The following is a 15,502-nucleotide window of genomic DNA, read 5'->3' as shown; positions in this document are numbered from 1 at the left end:
GGAATAGTACAAAGCGCATGAAAGCACAGCCTGATCCTGAGGAGGTGAATACAGTGCATGAGTATCTGAGAGCAGTAGGCTTTAGCCGTGTAGAGAATAAAGAACAGCTGAATCATCTTCTGGAGATGACAGAGGATTCTTATCAGAGTGAAAAAACGGCCTTTTCCCGAAACGGAAATGATTTTTCTGAGAGAAAAAAGGAATTTGCTCCCCGGATGGGAATTATACTCCGGGGTGAATACGACGAAAAAGGCGATTACCAGAGGGAATACTATTTTCCCTATTTTCAGGGCACCCAGGAGAAGCTTTACGACAACGTCAGCGTTGAGCGGCATGCGGAAAAGGAATCCTATGCGGGCGTATGCGAGGACCTGTCTATGGGAGTGACGATTATTTTCTACGTGCAGAACGTCGTGGATTACCTGAGCGAACGTCATCTGAATCAGCTGTCTTTTCACATTGCGTCGATTCGGTTTTCCGGCCTTTCCATTGACGGAAGAATTCTGCTTCCTGTGGCAAAACGCATGACAGAGGAAGAAAACTCGGAGGCGATTCTGCAGAGAACCCGGCTTCTCAAGGCGGCCAGAGAAGGAGACGAGGAAGCTATCGAAAATCTGACTCTGGAGGATATGGACACTTATTCTATGATTTCCCGGCGGATTGCGGATGAAGACGTGTTTTCCATCGTGTCTACCTACTTTATGCCGTACGGCGTAGAATGCGATCACTATAATGTGCTCGGCGAGATTTTAAAATATGAGCTGGTGGAAAACAGCCTGACGAAGGAAAAGGTCTATATTTTGACCATAGAAAGCCATGATTTGATCTTTGAGGTCTGCATCAACCAGAAGGATCTGCTTGGAGAGCCTGCAGTGGGCAGGCGGTTTAAAGGGATTATCTGGCTTCAGGGAAACGTAAGCTTCCAGAATTAAATATTTTTTGAGAAATAAATACCCTTGATTGATAGAAAAGAGGATAGAATCCTCGGTTCCATGTCAGTCAGGGGTATTTTTCTGATCTGATTTGGCAGGCGGCAGAAACAGGCGCGGTCAGTTTGTACAGTTGGCAGCGTCAATAGCAATGGCAAGCATCAATCCCATCAGTTCATCTTCCGGATTTGCGATGTCGATGACATAGGTATCTCCCCAGTGCAGAACCTCTTTGGTAATATGGATAATGGGACAGCACTGGGAATAGACATCGTAATCCCAGCCCAGAAAATCGCCTTCCACGCGCCAGCCGTTGAAATCTATCTCATACTTTGGCGTCAGGAAAGAGAATTTTTTCTGAATCGTTCCCTGTTTTACTCCGTTTACTTCTATTTCAAAAGCGGGCAGAAAAGTCAGAAGCTCCTGATTGATCCGGCCGACTTCATTGTTTCGGGCATCGTATACGTGAAGCTGGTGTCCCAGTGCAAGAACCTCTGCTTTTACAAAATAGCGGATGTTTTCGTTTTCATCATAAATATCATAGGTGTCTGACCAGGAAAAGACACGCTGTTTGATCAACAGTCGCATGGAAATCCCCCTTATCTCATATTTGTCTTCAGTATATCAGTCAAATTGTATTTCATCAATAAAGATTCAATGATATAATTTTTAAGAAAAAATAAATATGGGAGGAGCCCCAAGAAGGATGTTAAAAGAAAAATTGAAAATTTATCTGAAGGAAGAAAGCACAGGCTGGAGGCCGCCGGAAATTGTCTGGCTTGGAATTGCGACAGCAGTGATTCTTGGCCTCTCCCTGTATTGGCAGGATAATTTCGTCAGTATTACCGCTGCTCTTACCGGGGTCTGGTGCGTGATCCTGACGGGAAAAGGGAAGCGTTCGTCTTTTTTGTTTGGGATTGTTAATGTGCTGTTTTATGCAGCCATATCTTTTCAGGCAAAATATTACGGCGAGGTAATGCTGAATCTGATTTACTACTTTCCGATGAATTTTGTGGGCTGGTATGCCTGGAAAAAGCACATGAATGAAGAGACTGGGGAGGTAATCAAAAAGAAGCTGCCGCCAGCAAAGGGAATAGCTGCTTATGGGGCGACAGCTGCCGGAATCGTGGCTTACGGATGGGTTTTAAAAAGACTGGGAGGAAATCTTCCGTATATCGACAGTATGAGCACAGTGGTATCTGTGGCGGCGCAGATTATGTCTGTGTACAGGCTGACGGAGCAGTGGATTCTGTGGATCGTGGTAGATATTGTGACAGTGGTTATGTGGGCGGTTCATTTTGCCCAGGGAGGCGAAAGCATTGGGACTCTGGCCATGTGGAGCGTTTATCTTATCAATGCGGTGATTATGTATCTCCGCTGGAATCGGGAGGCAAAAGCAGAATGTGTTATAAGGTAGGAATGTATGGAGGATCTTTCAACCCGCTTCATATGGGACATGTGGATTGTATCCTTCAGGCTGCGAATTTATGTGGAAAACTTTATCTTGTACTGAGTATTGGTGTGGAAAGAAATGAAATCAACAGCCGCATCCGTTACCGTTGGCTGTATCAGCTTACAAAGCATATAGGAAATGTCCGGATTTTGACGATTGAGGATCAGGCCGGCACAAAGGAAGCATATACCCGGGAGTTCTGGCAGGCAGATGCAGAGCAGATAAAAAGCCAGATTGGAGAAAAGATAGATGTGGTATTCTGCGGCAGCGATTACGATGAAAGCAGCTTTTGGAATATTTGTTATCCGGAGAGTGAGCTGTATATTTTCAAAAGAAATGCGATCAGTTCCACTGCAATACGGAAAAATCCCTATCTTCACTGGGAGTGGCTTCCGGATATCGTAAAGCCTTTCTATGTAAAAAAGGTTCTGCTGATGGGCGGTGAAAGCACGGGAAAATCCACGCTTACGATCAACCTGGCAAGGCGGTTTAATACAAATTTTGTGGAAGAAGCGGGAAGAGAGCTTTCGGAAAAATCAGGCACAGATCAAATGATGCTGTCGGAGGATTTTACAGAAATCCTTCTTCAGCACAAATTAAACGAGATGAAAGCGCTGGAGAGCAGCAATCGGGTGCTGTTTATCGATACGGATGCTTTGGTGACACAGTTTTATATGAATTTTCTGGAGGATCCGGATATCAACAGGAACAGGGCTCTGTCTGATGCGGTGGATGCTCTCAATTCCTATGATTTGATTCTGTTTCTGGAGCCGGATGTGGCCTTTGTGCAGGATGGCGACAGAAGTGAGGTTATAAAGGCTGATCGCAAAAAATATTCGGATCAGATTAAAGCACTTCTGGAAAGCCATGGCAGAACATATTTCTGTATTAGCGGAGATTATCAGGAAAGGTATTTGACAGCTGTGCGGGAGGTAGAAAAGCTGTTTGAAGCAGAACAGGAAGAGGAGTGAGAAAATGCGAGCTTCTGATATCATCGAAATCACAGACTTTCAGGCGCCGGAGCTGGACGTGTATGCCCGCCTGTCGGAGAATCAGCTTCTGAACCGCTGCGAGCCGGAAAAAGGAATGTTCATTGCGGAGAGTCCGCGGGTGATCGAGCGGGCGCTGGACGCGGGATACCGGCCCGTCTCCTGCCTTGTGGAGAAGAGGCATATCGAAGGGGAAGCAAAAGAAATCATCCGAAGATGCGGAGAAATCGGTAACGTTCCCGTCTATACGGCGGAATTTGATGTGCTGACGCAGCTCACCGGTTTCAAGCTGACCAGAGGAATGCTCTGCGCTATGTATCGGACTCCGCTTCCGAAGGTGCAGGCCGTGTGCAGCGGCGCATCGCGGATCGCGATTCTGGAAAACGTGGTAAATCCCACGAATGTAGGGGCTATTTTCCGCTCGGCGGCGGCTCTGGGAATCGACGCGGTTCTTCTGACTTATGATTCCAGCGATCCCCTGTACCGCCGGGCGGTCCGTGTCAGCATGGGAACGGTTTTTCAGATTCCCTGGACTTTTTTTGAGAAGGATGCCTGGCCGGAAAAGGGAATTCGTCTTCTGAGAGAGCTGGGCTTCCGGACGGCAGCCATGGCGCTCCGTGAGGATTCCGTCAGCATTGATAACCAAAAGCTTCTGGCAGAAAAGAAGTTGGCCGTAATTCTGGGAACAGAAGGTGACGGCCTGGCTTCCTCTACGATTGCTGACTGCGACTATACGGTCCGGATTCCCATGTCCCACGGCGTAGACTCGCTGAATGTGGCTGCGGCCAGCGCCGTGGCGTTCTGGGAACTGGGACGGAAGCATTAAACCATATGTTTTACAAGAAGCTGTTTCAGGGACTTGATAAGAGTATCGTCTATCTGTTCCCATGAAAAACAGCTGTTTCCGAAATGTCCATAATTGGTGGTGGATGCATAAATGGGATTGCGCAGCTGTAGTCTGCCTATGATGGAGCTGGGGCGCAGATCCAGATTATTTTCAATAGGAGTAATGGTTCCGGAAGGGCCATAGGTGTAAGCCCTCCCCCGATTTCCACATGCATCGGAATGATTTTTACAGGAGGGAGTCCTTTTAACATTTCGTAGCTTAAATCTGCCGTAGCGTCTGTAAAAATCTGATAATCAGCCATAGGTTACGCTCCTTTTTGCTTCTTTGACTTTCCGCATGCCTCCCAGAGTTCTTCTGCCTTCGGCGTCCATTTCTCCACGTATTTTGATGTTCTGTCACAGAGACTGTCTACGGATTCAGGGCTCTGGTAGTCGGTGCTGACAGCTCCCGTCTCCTTTACCATTGCCCGCAGCTTTTCCGGATTCTCCAGCATGGGGCAGGGACGGAGCATATTTTCATTGAAGGGCTGGCCGTCGTGATAAGCCATGAACAGCGGGCTCCGGAGCGCGTCCAGAAGAGAGGTGTCGTGGATGTTGCAGTTGGAATAGTGGATAAATACGCAGGGTTCCACATCTCCCTTTGCATTGATGTGCAGGTAGTTTCGTCCTCCGGCGATACAGCCGCCCACATACTCGGCGTCGTTCTGGAAATCCATGGTAAAGAGAGGTTTGCTCTTACGGAATTCCCGGATGCGGCGGTAAACGGTTTCTCTCTGCTCCGGTGTGGGAAGAAGCTCTACAGCGGCGTCGTTTCCAACGGGCATATAATGGAAGAACCAGCAGAACAGCGCGCCGGAATCAATGATGTAATCAAAGAATTTCTCGCTGCTGATATCCTGGTAATTCCGGCTGGTATAGCAGATAGAGATTCCAAAAGGAAGCCTGGAGTTTTTCAGAAGATCCATGGCATGCTTTACCTTTGCGTAGCTTCCGTCTCCCCGCCGTCCGTCGTTGGCATCCTCGAAGCCTTCCAGAGAAATAGCCGGAACAAAGTTCTTCACGCGCAGCATTTCTTTGCAGAAATTATCGTCTATCAGCGTGCCGTTTGTGAATGACAGGAACTCGCAGTCCGGGTGCATCTCGCAGATTCTGATTAGGTCAGCTTTGCGGACCATGGGCTCTCCGCCGGTGTAGATGTACATGTAGATGCCGAGTTCTTTGCCCTGGCGGATGATGGAATCGATGGTTTCCAGACTCAGGTTCAGCTTATGTCCATATTCTGCCGCCCAGCATCCGGTGCAGTGCAGGTTGCAGGCAGAGGTGGGATCCAGCAGGATCGCCCAGGGAACGTTGCATCCGTATTTTTCTTTTGCTTCGTTTTGGCGGGAGGTGCCGCTTAAGCTGGCATTGAACAGAAAGTTCTGGAAAAAGGCTTTTCTTACGCCGGGGTCCAGATCATAAATTTTCAGAATCAGCTGATACCAGTTGTCTTTCCTTTCAATGACGCCGCGGATCGCGTCGCGCTGTCCCTTGTACCAGTTTTCCGGAGAGTATTTATCAACCAGAGCCATCAGCTTTGGAATGTTGGTCTCCGGATCGCCTTCTATGTATTTAAGCGCCTGATTGATTGCAAAGTTCTGCATGGAGGTTTTCATGCCAGTCATAATAAATCGTTCCTTTCTTTCGTATTCAGCATCTGCCTGCTGGGCAAATGCTTTTTAACTCTTAAATTTTAAGCAGATTATAAAAAAAGAAAAAAAAAATGTCATGGGACAGAAATCTGGCAGTGTCAAAAATTACGACAAAAGAAGAGAGTGTTACATTTTTGGACGAATCTGCGGGTTTGTCCGTTGAGAAACAGAGGACAGCCGGGTAAGGTATTTTTAACGGGAATCATGACAGTCTGCTGTCCAAAGAGATGGCAGAAATATAGAAATAAGGAATATGGAAACATGAGAAAGAAGGTTTTTTCATATGAGCGCTGTATTTCCTCAGATTCTGATAGAGACAATCGTAAGAAAGGCGATCCGGGATATCCGGGATTCTCCGAAAAGAAGCACCCGGAACCTGATTGATATGGCATTGAATTTTTCGGAGGGGCGGTTCCAGAGCCGTTTTTTTGAGACAGCTCAGTCCATGCTCCGGGATGAGAACAGCGCTTATTACAGGCTGATCCCGGATATGGCCGTCCATGTAGATACGGAAAAAATTATCAATTTCGGAATCAATCTGGGCTATAACAGCTGTACGGCCGGAGCGAAAAGGATCCGCGCGCTGGAAAAAAAGGAGCAGTTTAATATTCCCTGGTCCATCAGCCTGATTATTTCCGGAAAAGAATATGAAAAGAATGAAAAAGAGTACCTCCGTGTACTGGAACAGGGGAAAAGGCTGGGAATCTATACATGGATGCTGTATGCTCCCGGAGGCACGGAAAAAATACTTGCGCTTGCCAGAAAATATCCGGAATGTGCTTTTGTCATATACTGCAGTCCGGATGAAGTTACCGGCGCCATGCTGGACAAGGCGGAAGATATGTTAAACCTCATGTTTGCGGTGCGGTATGAGGAAGGAGTGGAAGATGCCTGCCGTCTTCTGCGTTTCCGAAAATTCCTTTATTCGGTGGTTTATATCTATGAAGAAGCGGACGCGGATAATATCTTTAAGGAGGAAATTTTGGAGAAAATAGAAGTCCTCCATCCAGTATTTACGGGCTTCCTGGGCGATGAAGACTGTGAGGAGAAGGTGCGGAAAGCCGTGTATCAGAAAATCATCCGGCTGAGGAAGGAGCAGCGGAACTCGACGGTTCTCTGGGATATCGTAAATGACAGCCGTTTTATAGACGGCATCATTTCAGAGGATTCCTGCGGGGCGGCATTTAACGCGGGAGGATATCTGTTTCACGCATATGGGAGAGAGCTGCAGAAGGAATATAATATATTCCGGCAGCCCCTTGCGGACATACTGAAGCAGGCGTTTCCGAAGACAAAAAACGGTATGGCGTCTCTCACAGGCTGAGACCGGAACCATACAGCAGATTTCAGAAATTTTCGTATTCGACGATACACTGAATACAGATAGTAAGCTGTGTCATAAAATCCTCCGGCGTCATATCGCTTTTGTCAAGAATCCAGCGCTGAAAGGCGCTGACGGCCGCGTCGGAAAAGAAATTTACCTGAAAGTCCGTGACCTTGTCTGCTCCTGTCTGCTCTCGCAGACGGGACTGGAAAAAGGCGGACAGCAGCTCATGAAAATGATCGGAAAAAGAATTTTGCCCCTGAACGCTGAGTGTTTTCTGGTAAAAGCTGCGGTTTTTATAGAAATATACGCAGAGCGCTTCTATTAAATCCATGGTACTGAAGGAAGGAGGAGCCTTCCTGCTCATTACGGAGATAAATTCTGTGTCAAATATCCAGTTGACCAGATCGTATTTGTCTTTGAAATGATAATAGAAGCTCTTGCGGTTCATATTGCATTTTCCACAGATATCGGCGACGCTGATTTTGGAAAAACTCTTTTCCTCCATTAGTTCTTTCAGGGCCTCTGCCAGAGCACGCTTCGTTATATTGGAATCTGCCACGTTACCTCACCTCATTATTGTAGACTATTCTAGCAAAGCGGATTTTAAAATTCAACGAGTTTCCCAAAAATCCTTTTGGACAATTTTTATCCTTTGTCCAAAAATGGAATACACTGGAATTTTATAAGAAGGCGAAGCAGGAAGGAGTAAGTATGTTTTTAGACGATGAGACAAAATGGAGACAGCTGGCGAAATGGATCATAGGCATTGCGGCGTCCTGCATTCTGATTTTTCTTGGTGTGCGGTACATATCCGACATAGCGGGCGCGGCCCTGTGGCTGCTGGATCAGATGGCCACGCTGGAAAACAGCATGGATTTCTCACAGCTCCCTTTTGGAGAGTATCTGGCCCAGATCGATATCAACTGGACGGAGCTGGGAGACAGCCTGGAGAGCTGGCTGTCCCAGCTTGGAAGCTCTATCATGAACCAGGCCGGAAACGCGGTGGGAAACGCAGCCTCTTCCCTGGTGGATCTGGGAATCGGTTTTGTGTTTTCCATCTATATTCTCGCAAATAAGGAGAAACTGATCCGGCAGGTCAGCCGCCTGATCCGCGTGTGGATTCCCCGGAGAATCGGCTCCTGGATCACCCATGTGGTATCTGTCTGCGGGAATACCTTTCAGCTTTTTATCTCCGGACAGACCACAGAAGCCGTGATCCTCGGAACCCTGTGCACCCTCGGCATGCTGATTCTGCGGCTTCCCTATGCGCCCATGATCGGCGCGCTGGTAGGCGTCACAGCCCTGATTCCCTATGTGGGCGCCTTTATCGCCGGACTGGTGGGCGCTCTCCTTATTTTTACGGTAAAGCCCTTTAAGGCTGTCATATTTGTCATTTTCCTGGTAGTGCTTCAGCAGGTGGAAGGCAACGTGATTTATCCCAAGGTGGTGGGCGCGAAGGTAAATCTTCCTGCTATGTGGGTGCTGGCGGCCATCACGATCGGCGGAAGCCTGGCAGGTCCTCTCGGAATGCTGCTGGGAGTGCCGACCATGTCTGCCTTTTACTCGCTGCTGCGGGAGGCGACGGAGAAGCGGGAGAGAAGGATGAGGGAGTAGAGAACAGATTATGTTTTGGAATATCAAAAAGCCGGAAAGTTCCGAATTTACTGGAGCTTTCCGGTTTTTTGCATTTAAGGAAGGATTTAATTCCATGTTAAAGAACTGGAAAAAGAAGTATTGATTTTCCTTAAGACAGGAATTAAAATTGAAGAAAAGTTATGGCGTTATGGTGGATGAGGGGGCATTTTATGTCAAATATTGTGGATAAACCAAAACTTACGGCAGTACAGCTTGTTGATAAAATGAAGAAAAAGGGAATTACTTTTAAATATATTACAGAAGAAAAAGCTGCCGAGTATCTTACGGATAAAAATAATTATTTACGAACAGCTGCGTATCGAAAAAATTATCAAAAATATAATAATGGTACAAATAAAGGAAAATATATTGATCTTGATTTTTCGTTTTTACAAGAGCTTTCTACTATAGATATGCATTTGCGTTTTTTAATTTCAAAAATGTGTTTGGATATTGAACATGATCTCAAGGTACGAATGCTGAAAAATATTGAAACAGATCCAACAACGGATGGATATGATATTGTAAATACATTTTTGAGCCAAAATTTTTATATTGTAGGAAAGCTGGAAGCTACAAGCGCCTCGCCGTTTACAAGTGATCTGATTCATAAATATTTTACTATTCAGCGGGTGTACAACAATCAAAAAGGAAAAAAAGAAAATAAAATTGTTGCATATAATGATTGTCCTGCCTGGGTATTGTTGGAGATGCTTACGTTTGGAGATTTTATAAAATTTTATGAATTTTATTATTCAACACGATCATTTCCGAAGATTTCATCGCCAGTGATAAATCTTGTTAAAAGTTTGAGAAACGGAGCAGCACATAATAATTGTATTTTGGCTGATTTGGCTCATGGAACCTCTCAGGCTCCTGCAGAGATCAGTCAGGCTGTGGCAAAAATATCTTCTATCAGTACGAAGCAGAGGCAGAAAAAGCTTTCCTGCCGTCCAATGCTTGAGTTTGTGGCTTTACTTTATACATATAATATAGTTGTATCAGATAAAGTTAAGTATCATAGAGTTCAGGAATTAAAGGAGTTGTTTTTTGACAGGATGTTGCAAAAAAGAGGATTTTTTTGTAAAAATGAATTAATAAAAAGCAACTATGAATTTGTGTGTAAAATTAACAGGTCTATATTTGACAAATTTTAAACCATATTTAGGAAAAAATGTAAATATATTTTTGCTGAAATATGTTGACTTTTTAATTTTAGGTGCATATAATTAAGTCAGAATCATAAAAACAGATATTGTTTTTGTAAGAACGGCGCTGCGGCGGCGTTCTATTTTTTGCATTTTATCAGAGGACCGGGGATCTTCTATATCAGGAAATTCCCGGTCTTTTTATTTTTATTTTTCAGAGGTTGTGTCAACAGGTCCTTAATTATACGTTATCTCAGATTTGTAATTACAGGATTGAAGTCAAAGAAAATAAATAGTAATATTATTTTAGCAATATCACAGCAAAAGAGGGGGATGTGTATAGCATGCGGAGTACAAATGAATACAGTTTTGGAAAATTTTGCTTCATGACCTGGCTGCTGGCAATGATTATCATCAGATGGTATATGGGCAGTATGTTTATTAATCTGAAGCTTGGCCCTCTGCTGCTGGACACGGATATGTCGGCGAATATTTTAATCGTCTTTTTAACGGTATTTTACGGCGCCGGAGCGGTGCTCACAATGGATAGAAACCGCACGAAATTTCAGTTGGCTGCCAATGTTCTGCTGCCGATTGAAATTTACACCGTGATTGCATACTTTGATGTGTGGCCGGTCTTCGTCAGAGGATTTTTGGCCGGAACGATTATCATAGCTGTCCTGTATCTTTTCTTATATTTTAAAACGCGGAAAAAAACGGGAAACGGGAAAAAAGCCAGAAGGCTTCGGCTGAGAAACGCATATTTATCAGTCAGAGTTCTGGCCGCTCTGACCCTGTCAGGGCTGCTTATTTTCCCGATGCTGGGTTTTATCCAAAAACCGGACCCTGAAGAGGTGAGAGAGGCTTCAACCGTGTACTTTTCAGAGGATAACGAATGGACCATAAGCCAGCAGAGCGCTGTCATACTGACGCTTCAGGAAGACATGTGGGTGAATCTGAACGAGAAGGAACGTCTGAAGACCCTGCAGACAGTGGCGAATATCGAATGTGTCGAGCTGGGAATTCCTTATATGATTACAGTTTCTGCAAGAGATTTGGAAGGAGATGTGACAGGGGCATACAACCACTGGGAGCGCAGTATTGCGATTGACGAAGAGTATCTGCAGACAGGGCCTGCGGAATCCTCTCTGGAGACGATACTTCACGAATGCCGCCACGCATTTCAGAATGTCAGCGTGGATCTTTACGAGATGTGCGGAGAGCAGTACAAAAACTCACCTGTTTTTCGGGATGCCGTTGTCTGGAAGGAAGAGTTTGAAAATTATGTTTCTGCAGATGGAGAGGACACCTTTGAGGATATGGTGTACTATTTCCAATCATGTGAAGAAGACAGCAGAAATTATGCTGCCAGCAGGAAGACAGATTATATTTAGTAAATATAGAAAAATAAATGTGAGATCAAAAAAGCCGAAGGTCAGATTTTCCTGTAAAATCAGGCCTTCGGCTTTTCCCACGTTCCCGAGGTGATTCGAACGCACAGCCTGCCGCTTAGGAGGCGGTGTGTCTTGTCTGGTTTCGAAAAATGAAAATAATTATGATTTTGAAAGTGAGTGGATATATGAAAACAATCACAAGGACAAAGTATCTGAACAGGATAATCGAACTGAACGGGACTCCGGATATTAAAATTATTACGGGGATTCGCCGCTCAGGCAAGTCAAAACTGATGCAGGCCTATATGGATTACCTGAAAAATCATTTCAAAGATGTTAACATCATCTTCATTGATTTTATGGATTTGGCGTATGAAGAAATCAAGGAATATCATGCGCTGCACTCTAAAGGAAAATATGACATTTATATGACCGGTTCTAATGCCTTTTTGCTGAGTGCCGATCTGGCTACGCTTTTTACCGGGAGATATATCGAGATTCATGTGTTCCCATTCAGCTTTGCGGAATACTGCCAGTATTATGAGAATGTAGAGGATAAGGATAAGATGTTTGACATGTATACGGTTCAGGGAGGCCTGGCAGGATCTTATCCCTACAAGACGGAGAAAGACAGGACAAATTATATTAAAGAGGTTTATGAAACGATTGTTACAAGAGATCTTGTACAGAAATATTCTCTTCCGGATACACTGGTTTTACAGCGGCTGAGTGAATTTTTGATGGACAATATCAGTAATCTGACATCTCCAAATAAAGTCAGTCAGATACTGACGGCGGGCAATACAGCGACGAATCATGTGACAGTGGGCAGATATATCAAATATCTGTGCAATGCCTTTGTTTTTTACGATATCAAGCGTTATGATATCCGTGGAAAAAAGTATCTGGAGAGTACAGAGAAATTCTATCTTTGCGATACAGGTATCCGGTACGCGGTTCTCGGCAGCAGAAATATGGACTATGGCAGAGTATACGAAAACATAGTCTGCATTGAACTGCTTCGCCGGGGATATGATGTATATGTGGGAAAGCTGTATCAGAAGGAAATTGATTTTGTAGCGCAGAAAGGAAGCGAAAAAATTTATATTCAGGTTAGTGATAATATCTCAGGCCAGGAAACTCTTGTAAGAGAATGTTCGCCGCTGCTTCAGATTCGAGACGCTTATCCCAAAATGATCATTGCCCGGACAAAACATCCGAAATACAGCTATGAAGGCATTGAGATCTACGATATAGCGGACTGGCTGCTGCAAACTTTTTAAATGATCTGGCAAAAAGGAATTTATCTTATCTGCCCTGATAAAATATTTCATATAAATAAAAAACGGAAACCTTTAAAAGTTTCCGTTTTTCTTCACGTTCCCGAGGTGATTCGAACACCCGACCTACCGCTTAGGAGGCGGTCGCTCTATCCTGCTGAGCTACGGAAACAAAGATACAAAGTCGTTCTTGACGAACTTCCAGTAAAGAGTGTACCATAAAATAAAAAATCCGACAAGGGTAATTTTAAATGATTTGGAGGCCGGGGCAAAGCCTCCGGGATCGATTTGAAGGGTGAAAACGCGGGAGGAGCTTAAGAAAATGGAACGAGAGATTGATATGAAAGAAGTCTCTGACGGACGGCTGTACGGTCTGCGGGATATGGTAAAGGCAGACTGCGGCGGCTGCCAGGGCTGTTCTGACTGCTGTGAGAGCATGGGAAGTACCATTATTCTGGATCCTTACGATGTCTGGCGGCTGACTACCGGTCTGCAAATCTCATTTGACGAGCTTCTTCAGGACAAGCTGGAGCTGAACGTGCAGGAGGGAATCATTCTTCCGAATATGAAGACGGAGGGAGAGAGCGAGCGCTGCGGTTTTCTGGATGAGAAAGGCCGCTGCAGCGTCCATGCGCTGCGGCCGGGGCTGTGCCGAATCTTTCCGCTTGGACGCTATTATGAGAACCGGAGCTTTCAGTATTTTCTTCAGGTGCATGAATGCAAAAAGGAGCCCAAGCTGAAGGTGAGGGTACAGAAGTGGATCGATACGCCGGACGTGAAGAAGAATGAGAAATTTATTATTGACTGGCATTACTTTTTAAAGGATCTTACTGCCAGTCTTCGGGCGGCGGACAGCGGGGAATATCAGAAGACGGTCAGCCTGTATATTCTGAAAAGCTTTTATCAGAAGCCATGGGATTTGGACAGGGATTTCTATGAGCAGTTTCATGAGAGGCTGGAGGAAGCAAAAAGTATCCTGAAGGTTTAGAACAGAGAGTAAAACACGGGCCGCGGCAGGAGTTCCTGCCGCGGCCCGCTTTTGAAAACCGGAGTTTTCTGTTCCAATCATTCCTTTTAAAGATCAATGTCATCCAGAGAGGACCCTCTGTTTTTAGGAGTTCTGTGGTATCTGGCGCCGGGGCTCCTGTTTTTCCTTTTCAGCGAAAAGCGTCCACGCCGGCGTGAGCGGGTATATCTGTAATGGCTGCGCCTGGATGAAAAGCCCAGAGAAAAATGGAAGCTTTTCATCAGATGGCGGATTAGCCGGTACAGCAGGAAGACCACTGCTATGATTGCCGCAAAAATCAGAATGAGCCGTACATTGATCTTGATGAAACGTTTTTGCTGTACGCCTGTGCTAAGGGCAGTCACAGCCTCAGCGTCTTCTTCCGAAGTGATCTCCCGGTCAAAGGTAAATTCCTGGATATTGGCCTCTTCTCTCATGATGGAGGCTGAGCCTACAGGCTGTCCCTGGTAGGTGTAGGACAGGGTTGCGATAATATCGGAATCTGTGCTGTCATCTGCGAAGGCCAGCTCCGGGGAAGCATCGGTAAAGGCTGCATTATTCGGGAGAATGATGCTGTCGTCGGGATTGATACTGATCAGCGGCATCGTCTGTCCGAAAATGGAGCTTCCTGCGAAAAAGCTGTTTGTCTTTGACACAGAAAACTTGGTTTCATTTTCAGCCACATTGACCTTACTGAAATTTTCTGAGGCATAGTCCAGAAGCAGGGCCGTGTCCGTGTAAAGAGGTATTCCGGATTCTGCAGTGTTATCTGTCTTCATGGTGACGACAATCAGCGTCATTCCTCCGCGCTCCGCCACTGTGACAAGGGTATTTTTGGCGACGGACGTATAGCCTGTCTTTCCGGCGATTACGGTGTCGTCCAGGAAGCGGGTGTCTCCGCCGTTGGAAGCAATCATTTTATGATGATTTGTCATGTAGGTGATTTCGTCATCCTTGTTGGTAGCCCGCATCTGGTAGCGGTCTGTGCCGGAAATCCGGGCAAAATCCTCATACTGCAGGGCGGCCTGCGTGATAAGAGCCATATCATGGGCTGTTGTATAATGGTTTTCGTCGGGGAGGCCGTGGGGATTGTTGAAGTGAGTGTTGGTGCAGCCAAGCGCCGCCGCTTCTTCATTCATCATTTCCACAAAGGCATCTATGGAGCCTGCTATGTGCTCAGCCAGGCCGTTTCCGCACTCATTGGCAGATTCCAGAAGCAGGGCGTAGAGAGATTCTTCCACAGTCAGCTCTTCGCCCTCTGTCGTGCCGATGCTGCTGCTTCCGGCCTCGATCGAATGAGTCGCGTAGTAGGAATACGTCACAACCTCATCCAGAGAGCAGTGCTCCAGGGTGACAAGCGCCGTCATGATCTTGGTAATGCTGGCCGGATAGGTGACCATATCCATATCCTTATTGTAAAGGATGGTTCCTGTGGAGGCCTCCATGACAATGGCGGATTCCGCATAGATCTGCGGGCCCTGGGGCCAGTTTTCTATGGAATTGGAGTCAATGGCCTTATTATAGGCGGCCTGGCGTTCCTGCTCGAGCGCCTCTGCTGCGGCCTGCTCCGCTGCGGTCATTCTTCTGGCTTCAGCCGTGATGGGGTGGAAACAGAGTGTACCAAGAACAGACAGGGCGATCGCCCCTGCCCAGAATTTATGTGAAAACTTCATTTTGAATTAGCTCCTTCAGAAAATGTAATCCTGTGTACAGTAAATTGACACGCTGCGGAAGCCTTAAGCTTCATCAGGTGTTTTATCTGAAATTTCGTAGAATGAAACAATTTTGTAATATTTATCAAATA

16 protein-coding genes and 1 tRNA gene are annotated in these 15,502 nt (G+C 45.8%); 10 read left to right on the top strand and 7 right to left on the bottom strand.

Going from position 1 to position 15,502, the window contains the following annotated elements; translation table 11 throughout:
- Window positions 1–53 precede the first annotated feature (53 nt).
- Window positions 54–932 (top strand): DUF3881 family protein, encoded by an 879-nt coding sequence (locus B5E77_RS04740; RefSeq protein ID WP_087164268.1) that lies wholly within the window; start codon window positions 54–56, stop codon window positions 930–932.
- Window positions 933–1,049: 117 nt separating this feature from the next.
- Here the strand turns inward: B5E77_RS04740 and B5E77_RS04735 are convergent, their stop codons facing one another.
- Window positions 1,050–1,532, bottom strand: a complete 483-nt coding sequence (locus tag B5E77_RS04735) for an LURP-one-related/scramblase family protein (protein WP_334293259.1) — start codon at window positions 1,530–1,532, stop codon at window positions 1,050–1,052.
- 103 nt (window positions 1,533–1,635) lie between these two features.
- Between B5E77_RS04735 and pnuC the strand changes: the two genes are divergently transcribed.
- Genes pnuC through B5E77_RS04720 form a run of 3 tightly spaced genes read left to right on the top strand, consistent with a single transcriptional unit; the run spans window position 1,636 to window position 4,197 of the window.
- Window positions 1,636–2,346 (top strand): nicotinamide riboside transporter PnuC, encoded by a 711-nt coding sequence (gene pnuC, locus B5E77_RS04730; protein WP_242963610.1) that lies wholly within the window; start codon window positions 1,636–1,638, stop codon window positions 2,344–2,346.
- Entirely contained in the window at window positions 2,331–3,353 is a 1,023-nt protein-coding gene (locus B5E77_RS04725) for an AAA family ATPase (RefSeq protein ID WP_087164221.1), read from the top strand. Before pnuC ends, B5E77_RS04725 begins: the two co-directional genes overlap by 16 nt.
- 4 nt (window positions 3,354–3,357) lie before the next feature.
- Window positions 3,358–4,197: a TrmH family RNA methyltransferase gene (locus tag B5E77_RS04720; RefSeq protein WP_087164220.1), complete on the top strand. Its 840-nt coding sequence runs from the start codon at window positions 3,358–3,360 to the stop codon at window positions 4,195–4,197.
- Here B5E77_RS04720 and B5E77_RS17765 read toward each other — a convergent pair.
- The 3 genes from B5E77_RS17765 to B5E77_RS04705 are packed head-to-tail and all read right to left on the bottom strand — an operon-like array spanning window position 4,194 to window position 5,881.
- Window positions 4,194–4,322, bottom strand: coding sequence for a hypothetical protein (locus tag B5E77_RS17765; RefSeq protein ID WP_242963614.1), 129 nt, complete (start codon window positions 4,320–4,322; stop codon window positions 4,194–4,196). The two genes, B5E77_RS04720 and B5E77_RS17765, sit on opposite strands and share 4 nt — an antisense overlap.
- Before the next feature lie 11 nt (window positions 4,323–4,333).
- Window positions 4,334–4,519 carry a hypothetical protein gene (locus B5E77_RS04710; protein ID WP_087164219.1) on the bottom strand — a complete coding sequence of 62 codons (186 nt, stop codon included), beginning with the start codon at window positions 4,517–4,519 and terminating at the stop codon, window positions 4,334–4,336.
- Between the two features lie 3 nt (window positions 4,520–4,522).
- Window positions 4,523–5,881, bottom strand: coding sequence for a radical SAM protein (locus B5E77_RS04705; protein ID WP_087164218.1), 1,359 nt, complete (start codon window positions 5,879–5,881; stop codon window positions 4,523–4,525).
- Window positions 5,882–6,191: 310 nt separating this feature from the next.
- Between B5E77_RS04705 and B5E77_RS04700 the strand changes: the two genes are divergently transcribed.
- Window positions 6,192–7,232, top strand: a complete 1,041-nt coding sequence (locus B5E77_RS04700) for a hypothetical protein (protein WP_087164217.1) — start codon at window positions 6,192–6,194, stop codon at window positions 7,230–7,232.
- A 22-nt stretch (window positions 7,233–7,254) separates the two neighbouring features.
- Here B5E77_RS04700 and B5E77_RS04695 read toward each other — a convergent pair whose 3' ends face one another.
- Window positions 7,255–7,794: a TetR/AcrR family transcriptional regulator C-terminal domain-containing protein gene (locus B5E77_RS04695; RefSeq protein WP_087164216.1), complete on the bottom strand. Its 540-nt coding sequence runs from the start codon at window positions 7,792–7,794 to the stop codon at window positions 7,255–7,257.
- 152 nt (window positions 7,795–7,946) lie between these two features.
- Here B5E77_RS04695 and B5E77_RS04690 point away from each other — a divergent pair, with 152 nt between their 5' ends.
- From B5E77_RS04690 to B5E77_RS04675, 4 genes are all read left to right on the top strand, one after another.
- Window positions 7,947–8,849, top strand: coding sequence for an AI-2E family transporter (locus tag B5E77_RS04690; protein WP_087164215.1), 903 nt, complete (start codon window positions 7,947–7,949; stop codon window positions 8,847–8,849).
- Window positions 8,850–9,040: 191 nt separating this feature from the next.
- On the top strand, window positions 9,041–10,027 hold the full coding sequence (locus B5E77_RS04685; RefSeq protein ID WP_087164214.1) for an Abi family protein: 987 nt from the start codon (window positions 9,041–9,043) through the stop codon (window positions 10,025–10,027).
- Between the two features lie 335 nt (window positions 10,028–10,362).
- Window positions 10,363–11,412 carry a hypothetical protein gene (locus B5E77_RS04680; protein WP_087164213.1) on the top strand — a complete coding sequence of 350 codons (1,050 nt, stop codon included), beginning with the start codon at window positions 10,363–10,365 and terminating at the stop codon, window positions 11,410–11,412.
- A 149-nt stretch (window positions 11,413–11,561) separates the two neighbouring features.
- Window positions 11,562–12,695 carry an ATP-binding protein gene (locus B5E77_RS04675; RefSeq protein WP_087164212.1) on the top strand — a complete coding sequence of 378 codons (1,134 nt, stop codon included), beginning with the start codon at window positions 11,562–11,564 and terminating at the stop codon, window positions 12,693–12,695.
- A gap of 95 nt (window positions 12,696–12,790) precedes the next feature.
- Here B5E77_RS04675 and B5E77_RS04670 read toward each other — a convergent pair.
- Window positions 12,791–12,864: transfer RNA gene (locus tag B5E77_RS04670), tRNA-Arg, on the bottom strand.
- Window positions 12,865–13,014: 150 nt separating this feature from the next.
- Here B5E77_RS04670 and B5E77_RS04665 point away from each other — a divergent pair.
- A complete protein-coding gene (locus B5E77_RS04665) occupies window positions 13,015–13,680 on the top strand; it encodes a YkgJ family cysteine cluster protein (protein WP_087164211.1) in 666 nt (221 codons plus the stop codon).
- An 86-nt stretch (window positions 13,681–13,766) separates the two neighbouring features.
- Here the strand turns inward: B5E77_RS04665 and B5E77_RS04660 are convergent, their stop codons facing one another.
- Window positions 13,767–15,371, bottom strand: coding sequence for a D-alanyl-D-alanine carboxypeptidase family protein (locus B5E77_RS04660; RefSeq protein WP_087164210.1), 1,605 nt, complete (start codon window positions 15,369–15,371; stop codon window positions 13,767–13,769).
- Between the last annotated feature and the right edge of the window lie 131 nt (window positions 15,372–15,502).

This window comes from Lachnoclostridium sp. An131 (assembly GCF_002160825.1).
Classification (GTDB): Bacteria; Bacillota; Clostridia; order Lachnospirales; family Lachnospiraceae; genus Laedolimicola.
This window is presented reverse-complemented; position numbering and strand designations above follow the sequence as displayed.